Origin of the sequence: Marinobacterium sp. YM272 (assembly GCF_050908845.1) — a bacterium.
In the GTDB taxonomy this organism is placed as follows: domain Bacteria; phylum Pseudomonadota; class Gammaproteobacteria; order Pseudomonadales; family Balneatricaceae; genus Marinobacterium_D.
In genome coordinates this window covers 2057540-2077645 of record NZ_CP194171.1, presented here as the reverse complement: position 1 = coordinate 2077645, position 20106 = coordinate 2057540, and the positions used below count along the sequence as shown (strand labels likewise).

17 protein-coding genes and 1 riboswitch are annotated in these 20106 nt (G+C 58.5%); of the genes, 5 read left to right on the top strand and 12 right to left on the bottom strand.

Features of this window, described 5'->3' with window-relative positions:
* Positions 1-104: 104 nt before the first annotated feature.
* The 6 genes from ACQUQP_RS09300 to purE form a co-directional block, all read right to left on the bottom strand.
* Entirely contained in the window at positions 105-1460 is a 1356-nt protein-coding gene (locus ACQUQP_RS09300; RefSeq protein WP_432698518.1) for a DegQ family serine endoprotease, read from the bottom strand.
* A 62-nt stretch (positions 1461-1522) separates the two neighbouring features.
* Positions 1523-1843 (bottom strand): HPF/RaiA family ribosome-associated protein, encoded by a 321-nt coding sequence (locus ACQUQP_RS09295; protein ID WP_432698517.1) that lies wholly within the window; start codon positions 1841-1843, stop codon positions 1523-1525.
* A 76-nt stretch (positions 1844-1919) separates the two neighbouring features.
* A complete protein-coding gene (locus ACQUQP_RS09290) occupies positions 1920-2180 on the bottom strand; it encodes a hypothetical protein (RefSeq protein ID WP_432698516.1) in 261 nt (86 codons plus the stop codon).
* Positions 2181-2296: 116 nt separating this feature from the next.
* Positions 2297-2860 (bottom strand): TMEM165/GDT1 family protein, encoded by a 564-nt coding sequence (locus ACQUQP_RS09285; RefSeq protein ID WP_432698515.1) that lies wholly within the window; start codon positions 2858-2860, stop codon positions 2297-2299.
* Positions 2861-2874: 14 nt separating this feature from the next.
* Positions 2875-3054: riboswitch (yybP-ykoY riboswitch) on the bottom strand.
* Positions 3055-3110: 56 nt separating this feature from the next.
* The gene (gene purK / locus ACQUQP_RS09280; RefSeq protein ID WP_432698514.1) at positions 3111-4175 is read right to left on the bottom strand and encodes a 5-(carboxyamino)imidazole ribonucleotide synthase; all 1065 of its coding nucleotides are present in this window, start codon (positions 4173-4175) and stop codon (positions 3111-3113) included.
* Positions 4176-4190: 15 nt separating this feature from the next.
* Positions 4191-4679, bottom strand: coding sequence for a 5-(carboxyamino)imidazole ribonucleotide mutase (gene purE, locus ACQUQP_RS09275; protein ID WP_432698513.1), 489 nt, complete (start codon positions 4677-4679; stop codon positions 4191-4193).
* A gap of 334 nt (positions 4680-5013) precedes the next feature.
* On the opposite strand from purE, the gene ACQUQP_RS09270 reads away from it, so the two are divergent.
* Positions 5014-5568 carry a hypothetical protein gene (locus ACQUQP_RS09270; RefSeq protein WP_432698512.1) on the top strand — a complete coding sequence of 185 codons (555 nt, stop codon included), beginning with the start codon at positions 5014-5016 and terminating at the stop codon, positions 5566-5568.
* Positions 5569-5590: 22 nt separating this feature from the next.
* On the opposite strand, the gene ACQUQP_RS09265 is transcribed toward ACQUQP_RS09270, so the two are convergent.
* The 4 genes from ACQUQP_RS09265 to ACQUQP_RS09250 form a co-directional block, all read right to left on the bottom strand.
* Complete coding sequence (locus tag ACQUQP_RS09265) at positions 5591-6475, bottom strand: AEC family transporter (RefSeq protein ID WP_432698511.1); 885 nt, start codon at positions 6473-6475, stop codon at positions 5591-5593.
* 211 nt (positions 6476-6686) lie between these two features.
* On the bottom strand, positions 6687-7166 hold the full coding sequence (locus ACQUQP_RS09260) for a NifB/NifX family molybdenum-iron cluster-binding protein (protein WP_432698510.1): 480 nt from the start codon (positions 7164-7166) through the stop codon (positions 6687-6689).
* A 235-nt stretch (positions 7167-7401) separates the two neighbouring features.
* Positions 7402-9087: an AMP-binding protein gene (locus tag ACQUQP_RS09255; RefSeq protein ID WP_432698509.1), complete on the bottom strand. Its 1686-nt coding sequence runs from the start codon at positions 9085-9087 to the stop codon at positions 7402-7404.
* Between the two features lie 190 nt (positions 9088-9277).
* Positions 9278-11044 (bottom strand): S8 family serine peptidase, encoded by a 1767-nt coding sequence (locus tag ACQUQP_RS09250; RefSeq protein WP_432698508.1) that lies wholly within the window; start codon positions 11042-11044, stop codon positions 9278-9280.
* Between the two features lie 386 nt (positions 11045-11430).
* Here ACQUQP_RS09250 and ACQUQP_RS09245 point away from each other — a divergent pair, with 386 nt between their 5' ends.
* Positions 11431-13686 (top strand): Orn/Lys/Arg decarboxylase N-terminal domain-containing protein, encoded by a 2256-nt coding sequence (locus ACQUQP_RS09245; protein ID WP_432698507.1) that lies wholly within the window; start codon positions 11431-11433, stop codon positions 13684-13686.
* Positions 13687-13694: 8 nt separating this feature from the next.
* On the opposite strand, the gene ACQUQP_RS09240 is transcribed toward ACQUQP_RS09245, so the two are convergent.
* Positions 13695-15434, bottom strand: coding sequence for a methyl-accepting chemotaxis protein (locus ACQUQP_RS09240; RefSeq protein WP_432698506.1), 1740 nt, complete (start codon positions 15432-15434; stop codon positions 13695-13697).
* A gap of 174 nt (positions 15435-15608) precedes the next feature.
* Positions 15609-15887 carry a hypothetical protein gene (locus ACQUQP_RS09235; RefSeq protein WP_432698505.1) on the bottom strand — a complete coding sequence of 93 codons (279 nt, stop codon included), beginning with the start codon at positions 15885-15887 and terminating at the stop codon, positions 15609-15611.
* A 202-nt stretch (positions 15888-16089) separates the two neighbouring features.
* On the opposite strand from ACQUQP_RS09235, the gene ACQUQP_RS09230 reads away from it, so the two are divergent.
* The 3 genes from ACQUQP_RS09230 to astD are packed head-to-tail and all read left to right on the top strand — an operon-like array spanning position 16090 to position 20104.
* On the top strand, positions 16090-17322 hold the full coding sequence (locus ACQUQP_RS09230; RefSeq protein WP_432698504.1) for an acetylornithine/succinyldiaminopimelate transaminase: 1233 nt from the start codon (positions 16090-16092) through the stop codon (positions 17320-17322).
* Positions 17323-17371: 49 nt separating this feature from the next.
* On the top strand, positions 17372-18613 hold the full coding sequence (locus tag ACQUQP_RS09225) for a hydrolase (protein ID WP_432698503.1): 1242 nt from the start codon (positions 17372-17374) through the stop codon (positions 18611-18613).
* Between the two features lie 18 nt (positions 18614-18631).
* On the top strand, positions 18632-20104 hold the full coding sequence (gene astD / locus ACQUQP_RS09220; protein ID WP_432698502.1) for a succinylglutamate-semialdehyde dehydrogenase: 1473 nt from the start codon (positions 18632-18634) through the stop codon (positions 20102-20104).
* Positions 20105-20106 lie beyond the last annotated feature (2 nt).

The window sequence follows — 20106 nt, the reverse complement described above, 5'->3', positions numbered from 1 at the left end:
GGGACTCTAATCGCCTGAGCGCAAAACAAAAGCCCCCGTTGTTTTCAGCGGGGGCTTAATCATCGGGCCGCTCGTTGGGCGGCCCATACGCCGGATTCCGGCTCTTATCTCAGCACCAGGTAGAACACACCGCGCCCGCGGCGGATCTGCAGAAGCAGTTTGTCATCGACCCGCGACAGCACCTGGTCAAGGTCTTCAACGGTACTTACCTTGGTACGGTTAACGCTCAGGATCACATCATCGGAGCGCAGACCGGCAGCGGCAGCATGTGACTGGGGATCCACATCGGTGATCACCACACCTTCGCCATCCGGTGAATTAGCCACTCCGATACCCTTCAGTAGCTTATGCAGACGCACATCGCCGGAACGGGAGGTGGAGCGACCCACTTTCACATCCAGGGTCATCGGATCGCCGTCACGGATAATTTCCAGTTCGACGCTGTTACCGATTCCGGAGAAGGCGATACGATGGCGCAGCTGACCGGCATTTGGGGTTTCTTTGCCATCAACCGACAGGATCACGTCACCGGACTTCAGACCGGCTTTTTCCGCTTCGGAATCCTCCAGCACGTCGGTTACCAGCACACCTTTCTGGCCATTGGCCAGGTCGAAGGCTTCCTGCAGTTCCGGGGTAATATCCTGGATCGCCACGCCGATCTGACCCCGCGTGACCTCACCGTGATCGAGAATCTGGTCAGCCACCCGACGCATCATATTGGCAGGTATCGCGAAACCTATACCGACGTTACCGCCGCCCGGCGCAATGATCGCGGTGTTGATCCCCACCAGCTCACCGTTCAGGTTAACCAGCGCACCACCAGAGTTACCCGGGTTGATCGAGGCATCGGTCTGGATGAAGTTTTCATAACCTTCGATCCCAAGCCCGGTGCGCCCCAGCGCGCTTACCACGCCGGTGGTTATCGTCTGACCAAGTCCGAAGGGGTTACCGATGGCGACAACGAAATCGCCCACATTCAGCTTGTCAGAGTTGCTGATCGGCAGATCGCTAAGCTCGTCGGCTTCGATATGCAGCACCGCGATATCCACTTCCGGGTCGGCACCCACCAGTTTCGCATCGAAGTTACGCCCATCCACCAGGGAGACCTCGATCTCATCCGCGCCCTTGATGACATGGTAATTGGTGACGATAGTCCCCTCACCCGCATCGACAATAACGCCAGAGCCGGCGCTGGCCTGACGGCGCTGCTGCTGAGGCCGGGCCTGCTCTTCCGGCACATTGAAGAAGCGACGGAAGAAGGGGTCGTTCAGCAACGGGTTGTACACCTTCTGGGTGGAGAAGGTCGCAATATTAACCACCGCCGGGTTGACCTCCTTCAGCATCGGCGACAGCGATGGCAACTGGTTGCCCTGCGAATCACTGATCGGCAGAGCCGCGTTCGCATTCAGTGAAAGCACCGAGAACAGTGCCAACACACCTAACCACACTCTTTTTTTCATAACAGATTCCTTAGCTTCCTATCCCACCCTTTCAGATAAGGGCAGCACAAAAGCGATTCAAGTCAGCCCGCGCGACGCTTGCGGCTGCGACGGTTCAAACTGCCACTGAGCGCCATGTTGAGGCGGTCGAAGGCATCATCTATCGCCATATCCGGCTGCCGTTTGTCGGCCCTTATATCCAGGCGTTGCTTTTCCTTGCCGCGAAAGGAGATATGACATTCATAGTTACAGCCGGGGTTACCGTCGTAAGCGATCCTGTCGAGCACCACCTCTATGCGACGCGCCTGGATGGTTTTTGATGCGATTCGTTCGAGCCTCCGCTGGATGCGCTGCATCGCGGCCGGATTATCGATTCCGTGACGAAAATTCACTGCAGTAATCATCTGACCTCCCTAGACCGGCGCAGAAATACCCTCCCACCGGCAGGACGTTGATAACGTGTAAAAGGCTAAATCGAAGTCAGAGCAATGCGGGTGGCGCGCGGATATGGCGGGCGTGCTCAACACGAGTTGCACCAGGCTGGCTGGGCAGCAGTGTCGGCGTATAAGCAAGCACGGGAAGCAGTGACGAAACCGCTGCAGGGCAGACGGCCTCGTCACTGACGGGAGACATTCCCAGATCGGCGGGGGCAGAGGAGGCATCACAGATGGCCAGCTGTTGGCTTACGGCGGCATTAGCCGAACGCTCTTCCACTCCTGCGAGCAGAGAGAAAGCAAGCACAACAAATGAAACCAGAGCCTTCAAGACGGACCTCCTCCCAAAGAGCCGATCAGGTCATATAGTTTTCATAGAGTCATCGAAATCAACAAAGTTCATCCAACCTGTATCAAACCCTTTTATACCTGCGTCAATGACAGTGCACCGAGCAGCACAAACAGACCACAGGCACTCCAGCGCACCCAGTGCAGCGGAATTTTCTGCATCAGCCAGCCACCAAACCAGGCCACCGGCACATTGGCCAGCAGCATACCCAGGGTCGTACCAGCAACGACGGCCAGCAGCGCATCTTCATAACGGGCGGCAAGAATCACGGTGGCGATCTGGGTTTTATCACCGATTTCGGCAATAAAGAACAGAATACAGGTGGCGATAAAGGCGCCGTATTTCAGCGAACCGCTCTCCTCCTCGTCATCCTTGTCCGGCACCAATACCCAGAGCCCCACCGCGATAAAGCTCAGGCCGATAATCCAGGGAACCCAGTTTTCCGGAATCCATTCCACCAGCCAGGCACCAAACCAGGCGGAAACACCATGGTTAACCAGGGTTGCGATCAGAATGCCAAAAATGATGGCCATACGCTGCGCCGGAAAACGGGCAACGAGAAAGAGAGTAAGCAGCTGGGTTTTATCACCGATTTCGGCGATAGCCACCGCAAGAGTAGATGAGAGAAAAGCTTCCATTGATAGACTTCCGGGCGGGCATAAACCATAAGACACCAACACGCCGGCCCGCCTGGAGCAGCATGCAGTGTCTCAGGTCTCGTCAAACCGCGGATTGCGGTTGTCATTGCCATGAGCATTGAGGCTCAATTATGTTGACAATGACGCTATCCGGCTGGGAACCGGAAAACAGACTACTCCCCCAAGAGCGTAGGCCATCATAGCAAACCTGCCCGCCGGAAAAAACCTCCAGCGGGCAGATAAGGCTCGATCAGAGCTGTTCGAGACTCCAGTCGAACGCGATCCGGTCTTCATCGTCGACCAGCGCTTTCAGAGCCTTAAGGCTCTCTTCTAGCTGAGCCAGGGTCGGACGATTGATATTCACATGGCCCACCTTGCGTCCCGGACGCAGGGATTTGCCGTACCAGTGCACATGCACACCGTCGACACCCAGCCATTCCGGCTTCCAGGTGCGGCCCAGCAGGTTGTACATCACTGAGACGCCCTTGATCTCCGGCGTAATCAGGGGCAGCTCCGCCAGCGCCCGCAGGTGCAGCTCGAACTGGCTGATGGTCGCGCCTTCCTGGGTCCAGTGGCCCGAGTTGTGAACACGGGGAGCCAGCTCGTTGACCAGCAGATCACCGTCAACCACGAAGCACTCCATCGCCATGACACCGATGTAGTCCTGGTCGTCCATGATCCGGCCCAACCACTCTTCTGCGTGTTGCTGCTGGATCTCCGGCACCGGCAGACCGGCGACGCTGGCGCGCAGAATACCGTTCTCGTGCCAGTTGCGGGTCAGCGGATAGAACACCTTCTCGCCCTTGGCATTGCGGGCACCGACCAGTGAAACCTCATGACTGAACGGGATCATCGCCTCGGCGATACAGGTTTCAGCCCACTCGGCTTCAACCTCGCCACCGCGCTGCCAGCGCCACTGGCCACGACCGTCGTAACCGCCGCGACGACGCTTGACGACCGCACGTTCACCCAGACTTTCCAGCTTCTCGGTCAGACCGGCTTCGCTGTCCAGATCAACCCAGGGCGCAGTCGGCACCTGCAGCTGATCGAGCAGGCTCTTCTGGCGCTTGCGATCGATTACCGCATGCAGCGCTTGAGCGTTGCGGAAGTTAGGGTGATTCTTCAGCTGCAGACCGGTGACCGTGTCGGGCCAGTGTTCGACCTCAACGGTGATCACGTCATCCGCATGCAGGGCAACCTCGATATCCTGGTTGGGCTCAACCGGCATCACCTGCAACTGCATCGGCGCACCGGCCTGCTGCAGCATCTGACCCAGCTGACCGTTACCGGCCACGACAATTCTTGGCAACATCATTCAACCTGCAATCTATTAGTCACGGGGATCGGGATTATCGAGCACAGCCTGGGTCTGGGCCTGACGCCAGTTCCCGATTCGCTCGGCCAGTTCGCTATCCTCAACAGCCAGCATCTGGGCCGCCATCAGGCCCGCATTGAACGCGCCGGCACCGCCGATCGCCAGTGTACCCACCGGGATACCACGCGGCATCTGTACGATGGACAGCAGGCTGTCCTTACCGCTCAGCGCCTTGCTCTGAACCGGCACACCCAGTACCGGCAGCAGGGTTTTGGCAGCGATCATGCCCGGCAGGTGCGCCGCACCACCGGCACCGGCGATGATAACCTTAAAACCATTCTCGGCAGCATGCTCCGCGAAGTCGAACATCTTGTCCGGTGTACGGTGAGCCGAAACAACTTCTGTATGGTAAGCCACACCCAGAGTCTCGAGGATTCCGGCGGCCTCCTCCATTGTCGGCCAGTCCGAGCGCGATCCCATCACGATCGCAACTTTTGCACCCATCTGTGTCTCCTGTCACAACACTGTTCGGCAGTCGGGCCTTTGGCCTGCGCTGCGCTCGAAAAGAGACAAGCGTTCGGGTTTTCGGAAGACGCTTGCCATTGAAGGCGGGGGATTATAGCAAGCCCGAGCCTTAATAAGGAGGCTTGGTCTGATTTGTCACTGTTTTCGTCGCAATCAGGCCAAAGCGCTTACCGGGACTAGCCAAGCGCTGCCGTCCCCAGGGCATTGACCACGGGTAAGATAGCAATGCCCCCTCTCTTTCAGGGTACGGGATGCCTCCGGGGCGGGCCTCGGTTAGAATGGCCGCACATCCATTATTACAGGGACCTCTGGAATGCGTGTTTTTACCCCGACCCGTGGCCTTACCCTCGCTGTTGCCGCGCTGCTGCTGACCGGCTGCGAGTCGATGTCGTCCATGCCGTTCATCGGCCAGCAAGCCGCCGAGCCGGAACCGGCGGCTGTACAGAAGTCGCAAGCGAAAGCCGAGCCGATGAGCCGCAACGAGAAGATCTCCCTGGGTCTCAGTGAGGAGCTGGATTGGTTCCCGGACCTGGATGAGCCGCTGGAACAGCTGCAGTCCCAGTACAGCACAGAATCCTCACCGGCCGAGCGCAGCCGGACCCTGTCCAGCATCGCCTACCTGCATGACGCACGTCTGTTTGTGCTGTTTCAGGATATGCTCGACTTCCTGCCCAGGGATGCGCGCGTCAATGAACTGCAAGAGCAGAACACCTGGCTGGACCGCCGTAAATCGCTGATGACCCGCGCGTTCCTGAGCCGACAGGACGCAAACGAGGCACGCATCGCCGCAGGTCAGGCCTTTATCGATGCAACCCTGGCCCGGATCGACGAGATCGAGGCCAAACGTAAACTGGTTATCATCGAGTAAAGTGGAACCAGACCTTCGGCGCCTATAACCAGAAATGCGCCAGGATCCCAACCACAGCAAAGGAGGTCGGGATCGACAGCAGTATCAGGCCGGCGACCCTGTCCGTCGGCCCCTCATACCTCAGCGTCAGTACATAGCTGATAACCGCCACCGGCATCGCAGCCTGGACCATCAGCACCCTGGCCTCCAGCTCATCCATACCCAGCACCCAGACCACGGTCGCAGCAGCCGCGAGACCGACCAGGGGCCGGTAGACTGCCATCAACAGTAGCGGCGTCCACTCTGTTGAGCGCCCGAACTTCAGATCTGCCAGGGAACGTCCCAGCATCATCAACATGATCGGCAGCGTGATACCGCCCACCATATCCAGGGTTTTCATCACGAATCCCGGCGGCTGCAGATCCAGCCCCAGCAACAGAGCGGCCACCAACAGCGCCAGTGCAGGCGCATTGCGCAGCAACTGCCGCGGCGCAAAACTGCCGGACATCACCGATACGCCCAGCGTAAAGTGACTGATGGTCACCACCGACGACACCACCACCGCAATCGCCAGAGCCTGCTCACCAAACAGGGCAAAGACCACCGGAATCCCCAGGTTGCCGGTATTCGGATTAACCAGTACAGAGAGGTAGCGCCTGATCGGCTGACCGCACAGTCTGAGCACCACCAGGGTCACAACCGCCGAGAGCACCAGCGTCGACGCCATGGCAAGAATCAACAGCCCCATGCCGGAAAGATCCATCTGCATATTAAGCAACGAATGGATCAGCAGCGCCGGCAGTCCGATATTGGTGACCATCTGCCCCAGGGCAGGATTATCCAGCCAGGTGGTGGTGCGGCTGAGCAAGGCGCCCAGCAGGGCAATAAACAGAACAGGCAGGATCGGAACGAGGAACGCTTCTAACATCGGGGAGAGCAACCCTAACAATCGGATCGGCCGACAACGGCGCCAGCAGACAGGGGTAAAGAGTGAAACCACGCCCCCACTGGCAGTTAACCGGGTATGATCCTGCTCGCGGGCGTCAGCCGAAGTCAGCCCTGGAAGTGGAACTGTTCGGCCGCCCTATTATGCTCGATCCGCCACTAAAATTCAGTGGCTTAGACTCATAGGCTTAGACTCAGTCGTCCCAGCCCTCATCTTCCATCAGGTCGAAGCGGTCATCGCCGTTACTGCGTTTGCGCTTGAGGATATTGGCCAGCCAGAACTCCGGCGCGTCGCTTGCGAGCTGTGCCTGAAGCGAATCGACCAGCTCCTCCACATCCGGCCCACCCTTGACCTTGATCGGGTTGATTCCAAGGGTGACCAGCTGACGGGTGGCCGAGCCTCCTATCGAGCCACAGTAGACCACGTCAGCCCCTACCAGCCAGGCCATTTTCGGCTTCAGCTTGTCTTCATTGCCATCTTTCTTCTCATATCCGAAGTCACGGCTGGCGATCAGCTCGGCACTGTCTGCAGTAACCGCCCAGGTATAAAACGCCTGGGCAGAACCAAAGTGCTGATCCACCATATCCCCATCCTGGGAGGCAAAGGCCACGATCAAAGCCTGTTCGTTGTCGATCGCATCGGCAACACACTCAACGCTAACAGCAGTGTTCATACTTTTCTCCTCTCGGGTGAGTCTCCGGCAGGCGCCGGGTGCGGGTGCAGTCGGTACTGGCCATTAGATAACTGCAAGCCGCGCACCATCAGGACCAGCCACAGAGACGCGGAGAAAAAGCGATATTTTTCAACAAACTAGAGAAAGGAATGTACCAAGACGAGGCAAACGCGGGGAACAGCGCCCCGCGATTGTCGGTTTTATAACACTCGGATCAGCTTCGTTTAACAAACACTCAAGCGCTGCGGGCAACCTGTGAGTCCCCCAGGGACGGAGCATCACGCAACTGACGCCGTATTACCTTGCCAACGGGTGACTTCGGCAACTCTTTGACGAACTCCACATCCCGCGGCACCTTGTAGGCAGTAAGGTGTGATCGGCACCAGGCCCTGATCGCGGCCCGGTCCAGCGACGACGAGGTGCTGACCACAAACAGCTTTACGCGCTCGCCGCTGTCCGGGTCGGGTACGCCGATGGCTGCACACTCGACCACCTCAGGGTGTGCGGTAACCACATCCTCCACCTCGTTGGGAAAGACATTGAAACCGGAGACGATGATCACATCCTTGGCCCGATCCACAATGCGCAGGTAGCCATCACTCTGCTGGACCGCGATATCGCCGGTTTTCAGGAACCCCTCTTCGTTGATTGTCTCTCGGGTCTCCTCCTGGCGCTGCCAGTAGCCGGCCATCACCTGCGGGCCGCGCACACACAACATACCGGGCACTCCGTCGGGTACCTTTTGCCCGTCGTCATCAATTACCCTGACCTCGGTGTAGGGCAGTGGTATGCCTATGGTACCGGACTGGATCGCATGACGGGGGTTGATCGCCACCGCCGGAGACGCCTCGGTCAGGCCATAGGCCTCGACAACCGGGCACCCGGTCACTTTTTCCCAACGCTGTGCCGCATCCCGGGTCAGCGCCATGCCACCGGAGAGTGTCAGCTCAAGCTGATCGAACGCCTGGGACCTGAAGCCTTCGCGATTACACAGGGCGTTAAACAGGGTGTTGAGTCCGATAAACGCGGTCATCGGCCAATGAGCGATCTCCCGAACCAGCGAATCGATATCCCGCGGATTGGCAATCAACACACTGTGCCCTCCTGAGGCCATAATGATCTGGGATACGGTAAACGCGTAGATATGATAAAGCGGTAACGGCAGTACCACGGTTGACGCCCAACCCGAGCCCTCCCGGTTGATAAAGTCATAACCCTGCATCAGATTGGCCAGCAGATTGCCGTGCGTAAGCATCGCGCCCTTGGCCACCCCGGTCGTCCCACCGGTGTACTGCAACACAGCCAGGTCATGCAGCCCGGGCTTCACCGGCTCAGGTTTTTCGCCCATATGCTCGAGCAGAACATCTCTAAGCCCCAGCGACCCCGGCAGATAAAAATCCGGTTCCAGATGGCGAATATATTTTATCGTGGCATTAATGAGCGCGCGTTTTACAAAGCCGTGCAGATCACCCACCTGGGTCACGAACAGGTGCTTGATATCGGTCTTTTCGAGAATTCCTTCCGCCTTGTGCGCCATGCTTTTGTGGATGACCAGTGCACGTGCACCCGAGTCGACAAACTGGTGCTCCATCTCTTCGGCGGTGTACAGCGGGTTGGTATTGACCACCACCAGCCCTGCTCTCAACGCACCGAACAGTACCACCGGATACTGGATCAGATTAGGCAGCTGAATTGCGATACGGTCGCCCGGACGCAGGTCAGTGTGACGCTGCAAATAGACCGCAAAGGATGCGGACAGGCGTTCCAGCTCGGCATAGTTCAGGGTGCGTCCAAAACTGGTGAAGGCGGGCTTGTCCCCATAACGGGCACAGGTTCGTTCGAAAAAGTCGACGAGATTCGCATAGGCCGACCGGTTCAGGCCCGCCGACAGCGTTGCATAAGCGTTAGTACTGGCCATCATCTTACTCGCCCTCCGCTTGTTATTATTGCGGGCGACCCGAAAAAAAGGGGCTTGATTTAAGCTTAGTCCGATCCCCTTGGCTGTCACGCATGAAAAACAAAAACCGGAAATAAAGCCCGACGCCACCCCTTAGCTCAGAACAAAAAAGGGTGCCCCATGAGCACCCTTTGACGGTTCAACTTTTAACGGTTTATCTGCACTTGGGACCATTACCCTTGCAGGTACTTGAACCACCTCCAGAATCACCGCCACTGGAGGTGTTCGAAACCGTTACGTCATTACTGTAGGCCCAGGCCGATGCCCCCGCCGCATTGTAGGACTGGACCCGATACTGATAGATGCCATCGAGTCCCGTATCAGTAAAGCTGCTCGAGGTAACCTCACCAACAGTCGAATAGCCAGACCATTTGTTCTTCCGATTCTGTTGGCTGCGCTCAACCCTGAAACCGGTCTCATTGTCGCTCTCATCAAACCAGCTCAACGTTACGATACCAGCATCGGCAAAAGCGAATGCATTGGTCGGTGCCATTGGTGGCACGGGCTCCGGCTCTACAGTGCCGCCAGCAGCAAGCGTCAGCGCATTGCCTGCGCTGAGCAGCCCATCACCACAGAGATTGCAGGTACCGGGTATGGTTCGAGCACTGGCCTTAAGCACCGCTTCAACCTCGGCGGGTGTGATCGAGGGGTTCTTGATGTAGAGCAACGCCGCCACAGCAGCTGCATGTGGCGTCGCCATACTGGTTCCCTGGTAGTAGGCGTAGCTTTCGCCCGCCGGTGTCTTAGTACCTGCGTTTAAGGTCGACAGCACACCAGCGGTGTTATCACTACTCATATCACCGCCGGGGGCCGCCAGATCAACACTTTCGCCGTAATTGGAATAGTAGGCACGGTCGCCGGAAGGCCCGGTAGCCGCAACAGAGATGACATTGGCACAACTCGCGGGAGAGTAGTTCGCTGCATCCGCATTGGAGTTGCCTGCCGCAACAACAACGGTTGTGTTCGCTGCGACCGCATCGTTAATCGCCAGCTGGTACTCGGAATCGGGTGCGCAGGCACCGCCGCCGCCCAGGCTCATATTAATGACCTGTACCGGCTTATCGATGGTCGGCAGGCCCGGGATGTCATAACCCGCCGCCCAACGGATACCGTCAGCGATATCCGAGCCATAGCCACCACACTGACCCAGGCCTCGGACAGGCACGACCTGAATCAGGTTATAGCCCACTCCGGCAACGCCTTTACTATTGTTGGTCACGGCCGCGATAGTACCCGCCACATGGGTACCGTGCCAGCTGCTGTCGCTCGACCTTGAGCCGAGATAACAGTAGTTGCTGGGCGTCCAGTCGCCGGGATCGCTGGCATCGGTGTCACGACCATCACCATCGTTGGAGATATACGGGTCGTGAACCATATCCACCCCGTCCACCAGATTAGCCACCAAATCGGAGTGAGCGGTGTATCCGGTATCGATCACCGCGACACGTACCGGCGTATCTGCGGAGTCCAGCTGGGCCCAGGCGCCAGGCGCGTCCATCCCGGCACTGCCGTGATAGTGCCACTGAGAATCATAAACAGGGCTTCCGTCCGAGACCCATTTACCTTCAGAAGGCGGATCCTGCAGGGTATCGATGGCGAACATCATCTCGTCCGCCGCCGCGTACTGGACGCCAGAGGTTGCCATCAGTGCCTTGGCGTAACCTTTCACCTGCGGCAGGGATTCACGGGAAGGCAACTTATAAACTGTCGAGCCCAGCGAGGTTTCCCGCACGTAGATGAGGTCCTGCCCGATTATCCGAGAAAGCCCAGGGGCCTTGGGACGCCCATTTGCCCAGTTGTCATCAAAGCGAACAATAATCTGGTCGGTCAGGTTGTGGGGTTGACCCGCCAAAGCTGTTTCAACCGAAAGCAGACTCACGGGAATAAGTAATGCAGAAGCCCAAGCGTAGAGAGATTTCATTTTTTATAATCCAACAGCAGGTTCATCGACGGGTCTTTTGGCCACTCATTCTTATGTAATCGGCCACGAAAAGGCGTTATTCAGCCAGAATTTCTCAAGAAAAACCTCAACATTTATAGTTATATTCAAGTTCAGCGCCCTGCTGTGCTCTTTTTTCACCCACAGACAGCCTTAATCGGCAATAAGCCGCGACGAACCGCTCAGACCTTGCCCTACTGCACGGGACCTCTGAACAATTCGCTAAAAAATCGTCTTAACATCCAGCCAGACAGCATAAAGTGGAAGGTCAGCGCGTTTATAGTTAACCGGCTCGCTGCTAAACTACAGCCCGCAAACGGCAGCTTTGGTTTCGCTGCCCAACTCACTCTTGCAGACAGGACGAGTGGATGAAATTTCGTTTTCCCGTTGTCATCATCGATGAAGATTTCCGCGCGGAGAATATCTCCGGCTCCGGCGTCCGTGACCTGGCCGACGCCATCAAGAACGAGGGTATGGAGGTCATCGGCTTCACCAGCTACGGCGACCTTACCTCCTTTGCCCAGCAGGCCAGCAGAGCCTCGTGCTTCATCCTTTCCATCGACGATGAAGAGTTCGGCAGCGGCAGTGACGAAGACGTCAGCATTGCGCTGAAAGCGATCAGGGATTTCATCAACGAAGTGCGCAAGCGCAACAACGAAATTCCGATCTTTTTGTACGGTGAAACCCGCACCTCGCGCCATATCTCCAACGATATCCTGCGCGAACTGCATGGCTTCATCCATATGTTCGAGGATACGCCGGAGTTTGTTGCCCGCCATATCATCCGGGAAGCGCGCAAATACCTGGACAGCCTGGCACCGCCGTTCTTCCGTGCGCTGATGGATTACGCCAGCGACTCCTCCTACTCCTGGCACTGCCCGGGGCACTCAGGTGGCGTCGCCTTTCTGAAAAGCCCGGTGGGCCAGATGTTCCACCAGTTCTTCGGCGAGAACATGCTGCGCGCCGACGTCTGTAACGCCGTCGACGAACTGGGCCAGCTGCTCGATCACACCGGCCCCGTTTCCGATAGTGAGGCGAACGCAGCGCGCATTTTCAACGCCGATCACCTGTTCTTCGTCACCAACGGTACCTCCACTTCCAACAAGGTGGTCTGGCACTCCACAGTGGCGCCAGGCGATATTGTCGTGGTCGATCGCAACTGCCATAAATCGATCCTGCACTCGATCATCATGACCGGTGCCGTTCCGGTATTCCTGATGCCGACACGTAACCATTACGGCATCATCGGCCCGATCCCGAAGAGTGAATTCGACCCGGAAACGATCCGCAAAAAGATCGAAGCCAACCCGTTCGCCCGCAAGGCTAAAAACAAGAAGCCGCGTATCCTGACCATTACTCAGAGCACCTACGACGGCATTCTGTACAACGTTGAAACCATCAAGGGGATGCTCGGCAACACCATCGACACCCTGCACTTCGACGAAGCCTGGCTGCCGCATGCGTCCTTCCACCCCTTCTATCGCAACATGCATGCGATCGGTGAGGGACGTCCTCGCTCCGACGAGACGCTGGTTTTCGCCACCCAGTCCACTCATAAGCTTCTGGCCGGCCTGTCTCAGGCTTCACAGATCCTGGTGCAGGACGGCACCAAGCGGAAACTGGATACCCACCGCTTTAACGAGTCCTACCTGATGCACTCGTCCACCAGCCCGCAGTACTCGATCATCGCTTCCTGCGACGTGGCCGCGGCGATGATGGAACCGCCGGGGGGCAAGGCACTGGTCGAGGAATCCCTGCACGAAGCACTGGATTTCCGTCGTGCCATGCACAAGGCCGATGAGGAGTTCGGCAAGGATGATTGGTGGTTCAAGGTCTGGGGACCTCTGCCCAAAGCGGAAGAAGGTGTCGGTGACCGTGACGACTGGGTGATCCACGAAGACGACACCTGGCACGGCTTCGGCAAGATCGAATCCGGCTTCAACATGCTCGACCCGATCAAGTCGACCATTATCACTCCGGGACTCAACCTGGATGGCGAGTTCGACGAAGACGGTATCCCAGCCGCCATCGTCAGCAAATACCTGGCTGAGCACGGCATCATTATCGAGAAGACCGGGCTCTATTCGTTCTTCATCATGTTCACCATCGGCATCACCAAGGGCCGCTGGAACTCCATGGTGACCGAGCTGCAGCAGTTCAAGGACGATTACGACCACAATCTACCGATGTGGCGGGTGATGCCGGAATTTGCCGCCAAGTACCCTCAGTACGAGCGTGTCGGCCTGCGTGATCTGTGTAACGCTATCCATAACGTCTACAAGGAGTACAACGTCGCACGGATCACCACAGACATGTACCTGTCCAACATCGAGCCGGCGATGACTCCGGCGGATGCCTGGGCGAAGATGGCACACCGTGATGTGGAGCGGGTATCCATTGATGAGCTGGAAGGCCGGGTAACCGCCATGCTGGTCACCCCCTACCCGCCGGGGATTCCCCTGCTGGTGCCGGGTGAGCGCTTCAACAGCACCATCATCGATTACCTGAAGTTTGCCCGTGACTTCAACTCTCGCTTCCCCGGCTTCGAGACCGATGTACACGGCCTCGTGCGGGAGAATATAGACGGTGAAGACCGCTACTTCGTCGATGTGGTAAAAGACTGAGGTCTTAATCAGGCCGCCTGGACACGATCCTCGATGGTGTTCAAGCGGTCAATGATCTCACTGGAGATCTGTGAAACCTGGTCGTAGACACCTTCGGCCGCTGCCTTATTGCCCTGCTCGACCAGCTCAATCGCCTTCCTGACCAGCGCGTGCAGCTCTTCATGGGGCTTCTCGATCGCCTTCATCTCCTCGATACGACCGTACTTTTCCATCCCTGTGCTGTAAAACCACTTACCGAATGCACAGTCATGGTGAGATACGGCCTCATCCCGCTTCAGTGTTGCCTGACCGTCCAGGTAGCGGCGCAGGCGTACTTTCCAGTTCAGGTGCGCAGCCTTGGCCGCGCCGAGATCCACTCCCTGAACACCGGTCTTGAAGTGGCCCAACTCTTCCATCAGCTTGTGAATGTGGCCGGTGATATTACCTGCGGCGCCGACAGTGCTTTCGGAGAATGCGGCGGTGCGCCGCGAACCATCGGATATGGCCAGGATGTTGCGATCCATGTCCTGAGCGACCTGGCTCTGCTCTTCCGCCGCGGCCGCAATCTGCGCATTCATATCAACAATGACCCCGACGGCGGCCACTATCTCCTCCAGTACACCACGGGTATGGTGTGCATCCTCGGCAGTGCGGCCCACGGCGGCACGGGATTTATCCATCGCCTCCACCGCCGAGCGGGCCCCACCCTCGAGACGCTCAACGATCTCGCGAATACTGTCGATCGAGTCCTGGGTCCGTTGTGCCAGGGAGCGCACTTCATCGGCAACAACCGCAAAACCGCGACCCTGCTCACCGGCCCTGGCAGCCTCTATGGCTGCATTCAACGCCAGCAGGTTGGTCTGTTCGGCAATACTGGTAATCACGCCGAGGATTTTGGAAACCTCCCCGGTATCCTCCGCCAGGCTGTCGATCACCCGGTTGGAATCATCAACCATGGCAACCACCTCCTCAACACTGACAACCGTATGCTGCATCACCCGCTGCCCCTCTTCCGCGGAGCTGCTGGCCTGCTCTGCCGCCTGTGCCGCGCTGGCGGCATTACGCGCCACCTCCTGCACAGTGGCCGCCATTTCGTTAATCGCGGTTGCCACCTGCTCGATCGACGCCTGCTGCTCCCTCACGCCCCGGTTGGTATCGCCCAGCGTAGAGATCACCTGGTCCGAGGTGGTATTCACCCGGCTGGACGTCATGGTCACCGTGTGCAGCAGCTTACCGATCTGAACGACGATATCGTTGTAGGCGGTATAGTTCTGACCGATCTCGTTATCGGGATTGTCCACCTGGATCGGCACGGAAAAGTCGTGACTGCTGAGAAGACGCAGATGATCGCGCAGGCTGGCCACCTGTCGCATCATCACGGTCAAGCCGAAAACTCGACCACAGAACAGCATCAGGACCAGCAGCAGTGTCACCCCGACAACCACCCACTGCGCCTGCTCGGTAGTTGCCTGCTGCCGGGCCTGAAGACTTGCCTGCTCAGCACTCACCTGCGCGATAACATCCGCCGCCACGCCCTGCTGTGTAAGACGGGTCGCCAGGCCGGCACCCGAGTCGGTAACCGTGGTCAGCTGATGCTCCAGCGCCAGCCAGGCGAAGACGGCAAGCGCAAGAACAAGCACCAGGCTGACGAGGTAGGAGAAAAGAAATTGGGCGTTTAAGGAGCGCATCCCGAACATCGAGAGGATACGTTCTATGGATTTACCGATCCGGTAGCGGGTTCCACGCACAAGCGAGGGCGAAGAGGTCATCGGGGAACATCTCCCTGTATTTAAAGAAGTAACTCACATACAGTAAAGATATCTAATAAAGCGGATTGATATGCAATTAAAAAAGCGTAAAGCGGGCCTGCGCAGAACAAAAAGCTGATATCTGTCACCTGCTTCAGTATTTTACGACACGCATCGCCCGCGCAATACTAAGGCCTAGTCGGACTCGCCCCGCTTTTTGTCACTCTTCTCCATCGCCTCTTTAAGCGCCTTGCGTTCCGCCTTGCTCAACCACTTGTCGATCCAGTCCTGCATGTCTGAGCGCTTGCTTGAGCTCTTGCGCCAGGCCTTGTACGCCTTGATATGCTTCTTGGTGACACCCGCCTTACCGTCATTTTTCTCTGAGATACAGCTCTCCGGAAACAGAGAATTCTTTTCAAACTGGCGGCTTATCCACCTGGCTACGAAGCTTTTGTCATCCTTGCTGAACTTCATGGACTTTCCTCAGCTGGGTTAGGAGTTGCGGCGTTGGCACACCGCCCGGTGGTCGCCACCCTATGACACATAAATGACAATATTATTAAGCTTTGCTGTGACGCAACTAAAGAGCGCTCCTGTGCCCGCCCACGCCTGCTTCTGGACGAATCGGTCGCCACAGCCATACTTAATGGCAGCACCGACGTTGACGAGGTCAAATATGAGCAAACCAATATCCCGGGCAACCTTTGACCAGGTGATCGTACCCTGCTATATGCCACCGGATGTTATCCCGGTGCGCGGGGAAGGTTCGCGACTCTGGGATCAGCATGGCCGGGAATATATCGACCTGGCGGGCGGTATCGCCGTTAACTGCCTGGGCCATCGTCACCCGGCACTGATGCAGGCACTGCAGGAACAGGCAGAGCGCGTCTGGCACCTCAGTAATGTATTTACCAATGAACCTGCTCTGGAGCTTGCCGAGCGGCTGACGGAACTGACCTTTGCGGAACAGGTTTTCTACGCCAACTCGGGGGCTGAAGCCAATGAAGCCGCGTTCAAGCTGGCGCGAAAATACGCCTTCGATCACGCCGGCCCCGAGAGCGGCAAACATGAAATCATCTCGTTCTACGGAAGCTTCCATGGCCGCACGCTGTTTACCGTGACTGTGGGCGGACAGGCCAAATACTGCCAGGGGTTCGAGCCGGTGCCCGGCGGCATTACGCACCTGCCCTATAATGACATTAGCGCGCTGGAGCAGGCGGTCAGCGATAAAACCTGCGCTGTCGTCATGGAACCGATCCTCGGCGAGGGCGGCATCATCCCCGCCGACCCCGCGTTCGCCGAGCGTGCACGCCAGCTATGTGATGAACACGATGCGCTGCTGATCTTCGACGAGGTACAGACCGGTGCCGGCCGCACGGGTTCGCTCTATGCCTATATGGAGATGGGCATCACGCCGGATATCCTGACATCGGCCAAGGGGCTCGGTGGCGGATTTCCGATCGGCGCCATGCTGACGACGCGAAAAATCGCCGCCAGTTTCGGCTTCGGCAGCCATGGCACCACCTACGGTGGCAACCCGCTGGGCTGCGCCGTCTCGCTGGCGGTAATCAACACACTCGATGACACCCGTCTGATGGCGGCCGTACGGCGAAAATCACAGCTCATCCAGAACGAGCTGCATGCATTGAATCTTCGTCATGCCGTCTTCAGCGATATTCGCGGACGCGGACTTCTGCTCGGCGCACAACTGGCCCACCACTGGACAGGCCAGGCCCGCCGGGTACTCGAATCTGCCAGAAACCAGGGGCTGATGCTGTTGATGGCCGGCCCCGATGTTATCCGTCTTACCCCATCCCTGGTCATTCCCGACGCCGATATACAGGAAGCGATGACGCGCCTGGACCGGGCCCTGAACGACATGATCAGCGAAGGGCCGGTGGACAGCTGAGCGGAGCGGCCTTCCCCGGAGTTACGGACATAGACAGGAGTATTCAGTTATGAATCTCAGCCCTTACCAGTCCGAACTCGATTGGATCGACTCTCAGCAACAGACGATGCTGGAAGCCACCATAGAGCTCGCCCGGATCAACTCCGGCAGCTGGAACGCGCAGGGCGTTAACCGTGTCGGGGAACACCTGCTGAAGTACTGCGAGACTCTCCGGGTCAAGCAGCGCCTGATCGATCTGCCCCCGGTGGAGGAGATCGATAAGAACGGCGAGATCCGCCAGCGCAACGTGGGACGAGCGATCCGCCTGCAGAAGCACCCCGGGGCCGACCGGCAGATCATGCTGTGCGGACACCTGGACACCGTTTTCCCGCAAAGCGACAGCTTCCAGAGCGTCGACTGGCTGGACGACTACACCCTCAACGGTCCCGGCGTCTGTGACATGAAAAGCGGATTGCTGATCATGATCCACGCCCTCCTCGCCCTGGAGCAAAGTCCCCTCGCCGGCCGTCTGGGCTGGACGGTGATTCTGAATCCGGATGAGGAGATCGGCTCTCCCAGCTCTGCCGCACTGATCGCAGACACCGCGGCTCATGCCCAGGCGGGCTTGGTATTTGAGCCTGCCCTGCCGGATGGCAGCTTCGCCGGTCAACGCAAAGGCAGCGGCAACTTCAGCGCAGTAGCCCGGGGCCGCGCCGCCCATGCCGGGCGCGACATCGAACGGGGCCGCAATGCGATCAGGGCCCTGTGCGATTTTGTCGCCGCACTGGATGAGCTTAACGGCCAGCGGGAAGGCGTCACCTTCAACCCTGCGCACGTCAGCGGCGGCGGTGCCCTTAACCAGGTGCCCGATCTGGCGATCGCGCGCTTTAACATACGCACCGAGCACCATGACGACGAGCATTGGGTCCAGCAGCAGCTGCGCCGGCTCGCCGGCGAGATCAACGAACGGGACGGGCTGTCTCTGAAGATCCACGGCGGTTTCACCCGTCCGCCTAAACTGCTGACCCCGGCCAACCAGGCCCTGTTCGGGCTGCTGGCGGAGTGCGGCAGCTCGCTCGATCTGCAGGTGCGCTATTCCAAAACCGGTGGCTGTTGCGATGGCAACAACATCGCCGCCGCCGGCACCCCCAACATCGACACCCTTGGTGGTGAAGGTGGGCACATCCACAGCAGCGAAGAGTTTCTCGTCGTCAGCAGCCTGAGCCGACGCTGCAAACTTACCGCCCTGCTACTTTTCTCATTGGCGAAAGGTCACCTGGATTACCAGCTCTGGCCGCATCTGGAACGCTGAGGACACCAGGGAGCGACTATGTCAGGCAAACTACTGATCAACAATCGCTGGATCATTGGCAAAAACGACCCCTTTGAGTCCTTCGACCCGGGTCGGGGTCAGGTTTTATGGCAGGGCCGGGAAGCCAGCGCAGACCAGATAGACGATGCCATCGAAGCCGCGCGCCACGCCTTCAGAGACTGGTCACGCACATCCCTGGCCGAGCGGCTCGATATCTGCCACCTGTTTGCTCAGCGCCTTAAACGGGACCAGGAGGCGCTGGCAAGGGCGCTTGGCGAGGAAACCGGGAAACCGCTCTGGGAGGCCCGGACAGAAATCACCGCGATGATCGGCAAGGTGGATATTTCAGCCCGTGCGGCCGCGCAACGCAGTGGCGACACCGAGCAGCCCCTCGGCGATGCGCGCTCGGTTGTACGGCATCGTCCCCACGGCGTTCTGGCGGTATTCGGACCCTATAACTTTCCGGGGCACCTGCCCAACGGACATATCGTGCCGGCCCTGCTGGCCGGCAACACCGTTGTTTTCAAACCCAGCGAACTAACGCCAAGATTCGCCGAACTCACCCTGGGCCACTGGCTCGCCGCCGGTATACCGGCGGGTGTCATCAACCTGATTCAGGGTGATGGCGACGCCGGACGGGCATTGGCGTCCCACCCCGGTATCGATGGCCTGCTGTTCACCGGCTCTTCCGCAGTAGGCCACCATCTGCACCGTCAGTTTTCCGGCCAGCCGGAGAAGATCCTGGCGCTGGAGATGGGCGGTAATAATCCGTTGATCATCGGAGAGGTCAGCGATCTACGCAGCGCCAGTTACGAAACGATCCAGTCCGCCTACCTCAGTGCCGGCCAGCGCTGTACCTGCGCCCGGCGTCTTATCGTACCGGCGGGAGAAAAAGGCGAGGCGTTTCTGCAAACATTGACGGCGATGATTAAGACAATCAGCGTGGGCCTATTTGATGATGACCCTCAGCCCTTCATGGGCTGCCTGATCTCCAGCGAGGCGGCCGACCGGATGCTCGGCGCCCAGGCGAATCTGGAAGCGATGGGCGGCCAGGTTCTGCAACGCATGGCTAAACTCCCGCGCAGCAACGCCCTGCTGAGCCCCGGCCTGATCGATGTGTCCGGCGTCGACATCCTACCGGATGACGAATATTTCGGTCCCCTATTGCAGGTGCAACGTTATACCGGGTTCGACGAGGCGATAGAGCTGGCCAACGAAACCCGCTTTGGGCTGGCGGCCGGCCTGTTCAGCGACAGCCGCGATCAGTACGAACTGTTCTGGCACGCCGCCCGCGCCGGTATCGTCAACTGGAACCGCCAGCTCACCGGCGCCAGCAGCAGTGCGCCCTTTGGCGGCATAAAATCCAGCGGTAACCACCGTGCCAGCGCCTGGTATGCCGCCGATTACTGCGCCTATCCCGTGGCCGGCCTGGAAAGAGACCGGCTAATAACACCCGATTCGCCGACACCGGGCATCGTACTGGACCCCTGACG